This window comes from Pseudomonas sp. Pseusp15 (assembly GCF_059492165.1).
Genome location: NZ_CP168523.1, coordinates 4,574,788 through 4,585,000, shown reverse-complemented (window position 1 = coordinate 4,585,000; position 10,213 = coordinate 4,574,788). Strand labels below are relative to the sequence as shown.

Genomic DNA, 10,213 nt, shown 5'->3' with positions numbered 1-10,213 from the left:
AAAAGGTACTCCGGGGATAACAGGCTGATACCGCCCAAGAGTTCATATCGACGGCGGTGTTTGGCACCTCGATGTCGGCTCATCACATCCTGGGGCTGAAGCCGGTCCCAAGGGTATGGCTGTTCGCCATTTAAAGTGGTACGCGAGCTGGGTTTAGAACGTCGTGAGACAGTTCGGTCCCTATCTGCCGTGGACGTTTGAGATTTGAGAGGGGCTGCTCCTAGTACGAGAGGACCGGAGTGGACGAACCTCTGGTGTTCCGGTTGTCACGCCAGTGGCATTGCCGGGTAGCTATGTTCGGAATAGATAACCGCTGAAAGCATCTAAGCGGGAAACTAGCCTCAAGATGAGATCTCACTGGGACCTTGAGTCCCCTGAAGGGCCGTCGAAGACTACGACGTTGATAGGTTGGGTGTGTAAGCGCTGTGAGGCGTTGAGCTAACCAATACTAATTGCCCGTGAGGCTTGACCATATAACACCCAAGCAATTTGCTGATCCGAAAGGACACCAGATTGCGGTGTGTGAAGACGCAATGAACCGAAAGTTCGCAACCATTCACAAAAGCCGCACAAACTATCGCATACCCAATTTGCTGAAGCGTCGAAAGACGGTTCGGTACCCGAATTTCTTGACGACCATAGAGCATTGGAACCACCTGATCCCATCCCGAACTCAGAAGTGAAACGATGCATCGCCGATGGTAGTGTGGGGTTTCCCCATGTGAGAGTAGGTCATCGTCAAGATTAAATTCCGAAACCCCTATCTGCGTATGCAGGTAGGGGTTTTGTTTTGTCCGCAGGAAAGTTCGTACAGCAACATCGGAACGGTCCCGGCTGTCACGGTCTGCCGACAGTGCTAAGGTTCGGCCCTAGCTTTTGTATTTTCCCAAGGAAGCCTTTATGCCGGACGCTACGTCCCTCAGTGCTGGTTTTATGGTGGTTCACGGCAACCGCCTGGACGAGCTGCGCAGCCTGGTGGTCAGTTGGATGCGGCGCTACCCGCTGGCTCCCTTGGAAAATGAAATCGCCCTGGTGCAGAGCAACGGCATCGCCCAATGGCTGAAGCTGGCACTGGCCGAGGACCCAGAAGATGACGACATGGGCGGCTGCGGAATCGCTGCCGCCATCGATGTGCAGTTGCCAGGCAGCTTCATGTGGCAGCTCTATCGCATGGTGCTGGGACGTGACGAAATCCCGGCCAAGTCCCTGCTCGATAAAGCCCCGCTGACCTGGCGCCTGATGCGTCTGCTGCCACAGTTGATCAACCAACCGCACTTCGAACCCCTGCAGCGCTTCCTTACGAATGACACCGACTTACGCAAACGCTATCAATTGGCAGAGCGGCTGGCCGATCTATTCGACCAATATCAGGTGTACAGGGCGGACTGGCTCGAAGACTGGGCAGAAGGCCGTCACCAATTACGAAATGGCAGAGGCGAAGCCAAAGCCCTGACTCCGGCCAACTGCTGGCAAGCAGAGCTGTGGCGTGCGCTGTTGCTGGATGTCGGTGCACAAGGCATGGCGCAAAGCCGCGCGGGTGTCCACCAACGCTTTATCGAGCGTATCAATAGTCTCGACAGCGCGCCCAGTGGATTGCCTTCCAGGGTGATTGTTTTCGGGATTTCTTCACTGCCAGCTCAAGCCTTGGAAGCACTTGCCGGGCTGGCTCGATTCAGTCAGGTCTTGCTGTGCGTACACAACCCATGTCGCCACCATTGGGCGGACATCGTCGCCGATAAAGACCTGTTGCGGCATCAATACAAGCGCCAGGCTCGCAAGCGCGGCATGCCGGTTGTGCTTGATCCGCAAACGCTCCATCAGCATGCCCACCCGCTATTGGCGGCGTGGGGCAAGCAGGGGCGGGACTACATCAATCTGCTCGACAGTTACGACGATCCCAACAGCTATCGCTCGGCATTTCGCGATGGGCGCATCGACCTTTTCAGCGATAACCAGCCTCAGAGCATGCTCAATCAGTTGCAGGACGACATCCTGGAATTGCGCCCCCTGAACGAAACTCGCGAGAGTTGGCCTGCAGTCGATCTGACAAAGGACGAATCGATCCGTTTTCACATCGCCCATAGTGCTCAACGCGAAGTGGAGATTCTCCACGATCAGTTGCTCGCACGATTCAGTGCTGATCCAGACTTAAGGCCTCGCGACGTGATCGTGATGGTTCCAGACATCGACAGTTACGCCCCCCACATCCGCGCTGTCTTTGGTCAGCTTGATCGCCACGATCCACGCTTCATTCCCTTCACGCTCGCGGATCAAGGCCAGCGCGGCAGGGACCCGCTACTGATCGCTGTCGAGCATCTGCTCAAGCTGCCCGACAGTCGTTTCCCCGTCAGCGAAATTCTCGATCTGCTGGACGTTCCGGCATTACGCGCTCGCTTTGGCGTAGAGGAGCGTGACCTGCCGACTTTGCACCGCTGGATCGAAGGCGCAGGTATCCGTTGGGGGATGAATGCCGAGCAGCGTGCGGGTCTGGGCCTGCCGGAAGAACTGGAGCAAAACAGTTGGCGTTTCGGCTTGCGACGGATGTTGCTTGGTTATGCCGTGGGCAGCGCCAGTGCCTGCGAGGGTATTGAGCCCTACGACGAGATCGGTGGCCTGGATGCTGCGCTCATAGGTCCTTTGGTCGCACTGCTGGATGCACTGGAGATTGCCCACCAGGAGCTCACCCAACCTGCGTCGCCCAAACTCTGGGGCATCCGCTTGCAAGCACTGGTGCAGTTGTTCTTCCAGGCCAGTAACGAACATGACGACTATTTATTGGCTCAACTCGAAGAGTTGCGCGAGACCTGGCTTGAGACCTGCGAGTCAGTAGGCTTGCAGGACGAGTTACCACTGACCGTAGTCCGTGAAGCCTGGCTGGCTGGCCTCGACCAAGGTCGCTTGTCTCAGCGCTTTCTCGCCGGTGCCGTCAACTTCTGTACCCTGATGCCCATGCGAGCGATCCCGTTCAAACTGGTCTGCCTGCTGGGCATGAATGACGGCGATTACCCTCGCGCGCAGCCGCCACTGGACTTCGACCTGATGGGCAGCGACTACCGGCCCGGCGATCGTTCCCGGCGTGAAGATGACCGCTATCTGTTGCTGGAAGCCTTGTTGTCGGCGCGGGACCAACTCTATATCAGCTGGGTCGGCCGCAGTATTCGGGACAACAGTGAGCGCCCGGCTTCGGTATTGATAGGACAACTACGTGATCATCTCGCCAGCGGTTGGCGATTGCACGATGACAAGGCTGATCTGCTTGAGTCCATGACTCAGGAACATCCGCTGCAACCCTTCAGTGCACGCTACTTCCATGAAGGCGATGATTTGTTCAGCTACGCCAGCGAGTGGCAGGTACTTCATCAGTCCAGCGGTTTGACGCCTGCCATCGAGGTTCTTGGGCCCTATATTCAGGACGAGCCGCTGAGCCTGGGTCAGTTGCAGGATTTTCTGCGCAATCCGGTACGGCATTTCTTCAGTCAGCGACTCAAAGTGTTCTTCGAGGCTGCCGAAGCGCCTTTGGCGGATGAAGAGCCATTTGTACTCGACGCGCTGCAACGCTATAGCCTCAGCGACAGCTTGCTCGAAGCAGCGCTCGGGCAATTGGACCAAATCGATCAGGTACTGGAAGCACAGGCGAAACGTCTGCAGAACAGCGGGCTCTTGCCCATGGCCGGTTTCGGCGAATGTCTGCAGCGAGAGTTGATCGAGCCGTTGCCGGATCTGTTGCAGCGCTATCAACAGCTTCTGGCGTTATGGCCTTCCCCACTTGCCAGCGCGTTGCCCGTGAGTCTGGAACTGCATGGGCTGCGTCTGGAGGGCTGGCTCAGTGGCCTGCATCAACGTGCGGACGGTGGTTTGCTATCGGTCACCACGATTCCCAACAGCATCGGCTCGCTCAAGACACGCAAATGGCATCGTCTGACACGACCATGGATCAATCACCTGGTTGCCTGTGCCAGCGGGATGTCGATGACCACCGCGTTGGTGGCCAGCGACGACAGTCTGTTACTGGCTCCGTTGGCGAAGGATGCAGCACTTGATGCCTTGGGTAATCTGTTGCTGGCCTGGCAAACGGGCATGCGCCAGCCGTTGCCGATTGCCGTAAAAACAGCCTTCGCCTGGCTGGCTCAAACCGATCCGGTCAAGGCTGACGCCGCTGCCCGCAAGGCCTATGAAGGCGATGGCCAGACCACCGATGGTGAGCGCCGCGAAAGCCCGGCACTCGCTCGGCAATACGCCGACTACGATGTTTTGATTGCCGACGAGACCTTCCCCGATTGGTGCGACGCTTTGTATCGGCCGCTGCTTGAGGCTCCCTGGCGTTCATTGACCAGCGAGGAGGCGCGCTCATGACCACGAAAACACCGCTGGCCCTGGCATTCCCCCTGCGTGGAAGCCAACTGATCGAAGCCAGCGCCGGGACGGGCAAGACCTTCACCATTTCTGCGCTGTACTTGCGTCTGGTCCTTGGTCATGGCGACGAGTCGAGTGGTTTTGGCCGTGAATTGCTGCCGCCGCAAATCCTCGTGGTGACCTTCACCGATGCCGCGACCAAAGAACTGCGCGAACGTATTCGTACGCGACTGGCTGAAGCTGCGCGTTTTTTCCGCGATGAGACACCGGCACCGGATGGCCTGATTGCCGAGTTGCGCGAGCAATACCTCCCTGAGCGGTGGCCCGGCTGTGCAAATCGCCTGGACATCGCCGCCCAGTGGATGGATGAAGCGGCGGTATCGACCATCCACAGTTGGTGCCAGCGCATGCTGCGCGAACATGCATTCGACAGTGGCAGCCTGTTCACTCAGACCCTGGAAACCGATCACAGTGATTTGCTTGGCGAAGTCCTGCGCGACTACTGGCGACTGTTCTGCTATCCGATGCAAGGCGATGCGCTGAATTGGGTTCGCGGCAACTGGGGTGGCCCGGCAGCGTTGTTGCCGCGAGTGCGTGGGTTGTTCGCCAGCGAGCGTGACAGCGTTGAAGGTAAAGAACCTGCCGAGTTGATCGCCGAGTGCCTGGAGGAACGACGGGCCGCGTTGCTCGAGCTCAAGATGCCCTGGCGCCAATGGGCCGATGAGCTGCTTGCCATCTGTCATCAGGGCGTCGCGAGCAAAAGCGTCGATGGTCGCAAGATGCAGGCGCGCTACTTCGAACCCTGGTTCGAAAAGCTCCGGGCCTGGGCCGAAGACGAATCTCTGGAGCAACTGGACATTGGCACCGGCTTCACTCGCCTGACTCCCGATGGCATGGCTGAAGCCTGGAAAGGTGAAGCTCCCCGTCATCCCGGTCTCGATGCGATGCCCGGCCTCAAGGCCAGTCTCGATGGCTTGCCGACCCCCGATGCCGCCGTGCTGCAACATGCCGCCCACTGGGTCGGTGCTCGGTTCGAGGAAGAAAAGCGTCGTCGCGCGGAAATGGGTTTCGATGACATGCTGCTGCGTCTCGATGCGGCGTTGCAATCCGATGGCGGTGAGCGTCTGGCGACCTTGATCCGCGAGCAGTTCCCGGTTGCGCTGATCGACGAGTTTCAGGACACCGACCCGGTGCAGTACCGAATCTTCGAGAGCATTTATCGCATCGAAGACAACAATCCTGAATCCGGCCTGTTCCTGATCGGCGACCCGAAGCAGGCGATCTATGCCTTTCGCGGTGCCGATATCTATACCTATCTGCGCGCCCGGCAAGCCACCACTGGCCGCCTGCATACCCTGGGCACAAATTTCCGTTCCAGTCATGGCATGGTCGGCGCGGTGAACCATGTGTTCCAGCGCGCAGAATCTCGCGAGCAGGGGCGCGGCGCGTTCCTGTTCCGGGAGAAGAGTGGCGAGAACCCGGTACCGTTTCTGCCCGTGGAGTCCCAAGGGCGCAAAGAAGTCCTGCACATTGAGGGGCAGGTTGTGCCTGCCCTGAACATCTGGCATTTGTCCTCTGACCAGCCACTGTCTGGCGTGGTGTATCGACAACAATTGGCCGCCGCCTGCGCCAGTGAGATCACTGCGTTGCTCAATGGCGGTCAGCAGGGGCGTGCGGGCTTCATACAGGATGGTAAGGGTCTCAGAGGCCTGCTGCCGGCGGATATCGCGATTCTGGTGCGCGACGGCAAAGAGGCCCAGGCCGTGCGCGGCGAACTTTCCGCTCGCGGTGTGCGCAGTGTTTACCTGTCAGACAAGGACTCGGTATTCGCCGCGCAGGAGGCCCATGATCTGCTGACGTGGCTCAAGGCCTGTGCCGAGCCGGATGTCGAACGTCCCCTGCGTGCCGCGCTGGCCTGCATCACGCTGAACCTTTCACTGGCTGAACTGGAGCGACTGAATCAGGACGAACTGGCCTGGGAAGCACGGGTCATGCAGTTCCGCGGTTATCGCGAGCTCTGGCGCAAACAGGGCGTGCTGCCCATGTTGCGGCGATTGCTACATGATTTTCAGCTGCCCCAGGCGTTGATCGCGCGCAGCGATGGTGAGCGGATATTGACCAACCTGCTGCACTTGTCCGAGTTGCTGCAGCAGGCCGCCGCCGAACTCGATGGCGAGCAAGCACTGATCCGTCATTTGTCCGAGCATCTGGCATTGTCCGGTCAGGCTGGCGAAGAACAGATCCTGCGCCTGGAAAGCGACGAGCAACTGGTCAAGGTCGTGACCATCCACAAATCCAAAGGGCTTGAATATCCGTTGGTGTTCCTGCCGTTCATCTGCTCGGCAAAACCGGTGGATGGCAGTCGTCTGCCGTTGTATTACCACGATGCCACGGGCAAGGCACAGGTGAGCTTGAAGCCGACAGCCGAGTTGATCGCCCAAGCCGACGATGAACGTTTGGCTGAAGACCTTCGTTTGCTCTATGTGGCCCTGACCCGGGCACAACATGCGTGCTGGCTGGGTGTGACTGATCTCAAGCGCGGCAATAACAACGGCTCGGTCCTGCACCTTTCGGCATTGGGTTATCTGCTGGGCGGTGGTGCGCCATTGGCTGAGTCGGCAGGGCTGCGTCGTTGGCTGGAAGACCTGCAGCAAGACTGTGGGGCGCTGAACTACGGTGAAATGCCTGACGCGACCGCCGAGCATTACCATCCGCCACGCAATGAAGCGACGTTGTTGGCCCCGCTGATACCCCGGCGCAAGGCCAGTGAAAACTGGTGGATCGCTTCTTACAGCGCCTTACGCATTGGTGACAGTCTGAGCGTGGGCAGTGACGAAGCACCGGAGAGCGCGCAAGCACAAAAGCTCTTTGATGACGAACGCCTTGATCCTGAAGCGCCACGAGAAGTCGCCGCTGGCGGTGCTGATATTCATCGATTCCCTCGTGGTCCGAACCCCGGCACTTTTCTTCATGGATTGCTCGAATGGGCCGGTGACGAAGGTTTTGCCGCTGCACCGCAAACCGTGGAAGACGCGATCGCCCGTCGCTGCAACCGCCGTGGCTGGGAAGGCTGGATCACCACGCTGAGCGGCTGGCTGCAGCACTTGCTCAAATCCCCATTGCACATCGGTGGCGGGCAGGCGCCGGTGGTGTTCGAGCAACTGACTCAATACCGGGTCGAGATGGAGTTCTGGTTCGCCAGTCATAAAGTCGATGTACTCAAGCTCGATGAGCTTGTGCGTCAATACACCCATCACGGCGTGGCCCGGGTGGCCGCCGAACCGGTGCTGCTCAATGGCATGTTCAAAGGCTTCATCGACCTGACGTTCGAGCATGAAGGCCGTTACTACGTCGCTGACTACAAATCCAACTGGCTGGGCGTCGATGACGCGGCCTATACCGAGCAGGCCATGGAGCAGTCGATTCTCGATAACCGTTACGACCTGCAATACGTACTGTACCTGCTCGCCCTGCATCGCCAGCTTAAGGCTCGGCTGGTCGATTACGATTACGACCGGCATGTCGGTGGAGCGTTGTATCTGTTTCTTCGCGGTACTCGAGCGGCCAGCCAGGGTGTGTATTTTGCCCGTCCGCCACGGGAGCTGATCGAGCGCCTGGACCGGTTGTTCCAAGGCAAGCCAGAGCCCAAGGCCGAACCCGCCTGGGAACAGGGAGTATTGCTATGAGTCGCACTTTCGCCGATTTGCTGCCTACGCCGTTGGCGGCCGAAAGTCTGGCGGACCTGGCCCCGTTGAGCCGCGCAGATGACTTGTTGCTGCTGCTCACGCGCTGGGTCGAACGCGGCTGGCTGCGGGCGCTGGACAAGGCCTTCGTCGCGTTTCTCCACGAGCTCGCTCCCGACGATGATCCGCTGGTGCTGCTGGCCGCCGCGTTGATCAGTCACCAACTGGGTCACGGTCATGTCTGCCTGGATCTGTTCGAAACACTGAAAGAGCCGGATTTTGCCCTGTCGCTGCCGCCGGAGGGTGATGTGCAAAGCGGGGCGATGTTGCTGCCGTCGCAATTGCTTGAGGCGCTGGACGGTGCCCATTGGTGCAAGGTCCTGGCGTCCAGTCGTCTGGTGGCTCTGGCCGTCGATGGGCGTGAGGCTGCGCAACACCGGCCGTTGGTGCTGTCGGGCAAGCGCCTGTACCTGCGCCGCTACTGGGCTTACGAACGGCGCATCGACCTCGCGCTGCGCCAGCGCCTGGCGGCACACGAAGCAACGCCGGGTGATTTGCCCCAACGCCTGACCGCTCTGTTCGGTCCAGCCAGGTCTGATGAAGTGATCGACTGGCAGAAGCTCGCGTGTGCCCTGGCTACCCGAAGTGCATTCAGCATCGTCACCGGCGGCCCGGGAACCGGCAAGACCACCACGGTTGTGCGCTTGCTTGCATTGCTCCAGGCACCCGCAGTGGAGGCCGGTAAACCGTTGCGTATTCGTCTCGCGGCACCCACCGGCAAAGCTGCCGCACGATTGACCGAGTCCATCAGCCAGCAGGTTCAAACCCTGAAAGTGCCTGAAACGGTGCGCGAGAAGATCCCGTCGGATGTGACCACCGTGCACCGTTTGCTCGGCAGTCGTCCCGGTACCCGGCATTTCCGTCACCACGCGGGTAATCGCTTGCCGCTGGATGTATTGGTGGTGGACGAAGCCTCGATGATCGACCTGGAAATGATGGCCAACCTGCTCGATGCGTTGCCGCCCCATGCCCGTCTGGTGCTGCTCGGTGACAAGGACCAACTGGCGTCGGTAGAGGCCGGTGCCGTACTGGGCGATCTGTGTCGTGATGCCGAAGCCGGTTGGTACAGCCCGCAGACCCGCCAGTGGCTGGAGGCGGTCAGCGGTGAGCGCCTCGATGCCAGCGGTTTGCGGGAAGACACCCAGGGCGCGCATCCACTGGCCCAGCAAGTCGTGATGCTGCGCCACTCACGGCGCTTCGGCGAGGGTAGCGGCATTGGTCAGTTGGCCCGTTGGGTTAACCAACAGCATCCCGAGGACGCGCGCAAGTTATTGGCCGCTGCAAGTCATGACGACGTATTTTCCCTGCCTCTAAAGGGTGAGCAGGACCGGGCGCTGGAGCGCTTGTTGCTCGAGGGCCATGGCGGGGGGCCGCAAGGCTATCGGCATTACCTGAGTCTTTTGCGCAGTCAGCGACCACCGCTCGACCGCCCGCTCGACGATCCATGCTGGGCTGATTGGGCTCGCGTGGTGCTACAAGCTTTCGACGCTTTCCAGCTGTTGTGTGCCGTACGCAAAGGGCCTTGGGGCGTGGAAGGTTTGAATCAGCGCGTGACCGACGCGCTGCTCAAGGCACGGCTGATCGACAGCGACCATCAGTGGTACGAAGGTCGGCCCGTGCTGATGACCCGCAACGACTATGGCCTCGGTTTGATGAACGGTGACATTGGCATTGCCCTCAAGCTGCCGGAGCGTGAAGGCCCGGAGGCCGGGCGGCACGTGCTGCGAGTGGCCTTCCCGCGTAATGATGGGCAGGGCGGTGTGCGCTTTGTCCTGCCTAGCCGACTCAACGATGTCGACACGGTGTATGCCATGACCGTGCACAAATCCCAGGGCTCGGAATTTGCCCATACGGCGTTGATACTGCCGGATGCTTTGAATCCTGTGCTTACCAAGGAACTGATCTATACCGGGATAACCCGGGCCAAAGACTGGTTCACCCTGATTGAGCCTCGAGCCGGCGTATTCGAAGAGGCCGTGCGGCGCAAGGTCAAGCGCTTGAGCGGGTTAATGCTGGAGCTGGAAGAGGGTGCCTGGCCGAGCCATTGAGGGGCGGTGCCAGCCGCCGGAATCTGTCCGATGCGCCGTGGTGCGTCGCCTCGCTGGTGTTTCGGTGCT

3 protein-coding genes and 2 rRNA genes (1 of these 5 cut by a window edge) are annotated in these 10,213 nt (G+C 59.8%); all 5 read left to right on the top strand.

Annotated features, from left to right (window positions below):
* Positions 1 to 473 (top strand): 23S ribosomal RNA (locus tag ACEN8R_RS20750) (it extends 2,419 nt beyond the left edge of the window).
* A 155-nt stretch (positions 474 to 628) separates the two neighbouring features.
* Positions 629 to 744: ribosomal RNA gene (gene rrf / locus ACEN8R_RS20745) — 5S ribosomal RNA — on the top strand.
* A 156-nt stretch (positions 745 to 900) separates the two neighbouring features.
* A complete protein-coding gene (gene recC / locus ACEN8R_RS20740; RefSeq protein WP_018929412.1) occupies positions 901 to 4,353 on the top strand; it encodes an exodeoxyribonuclease V subunit gamma in 3,453 nt (1,150 codons plus the stop codon).
* Positions 4,350 to 8,039: an exodeoxyribonuclease V subunit beta gene (gene recB, locus ACEN8R_RS20735; protein WP_495624325.1), complete on the top strand. Its 3,690-nt coding sequence runs from the start codon at positions 4,350 to 4,352 to the stop codon at positions 8,037 to 8,039. The genes recC and recB overlap by 4 nt, the downstream gene beginning before the upstream one ends.
* Entirely contained in the window at positions 8,036 to 10,144 is a 2,109-nt protein-coding gene (gene recD / locus ACEN8R_RS20730) for an exodeoxyribonuclease V subunit alpha (RefSeq protein ID WP_495624324.1), read from the top strand. The genes recB and recD overlap by 4 nt, the downstream gene beginning before the upstream one ends.
* The last annotated feature ends 69 nt before the right edge of the window (positions 10,145 to 10,213 follow it).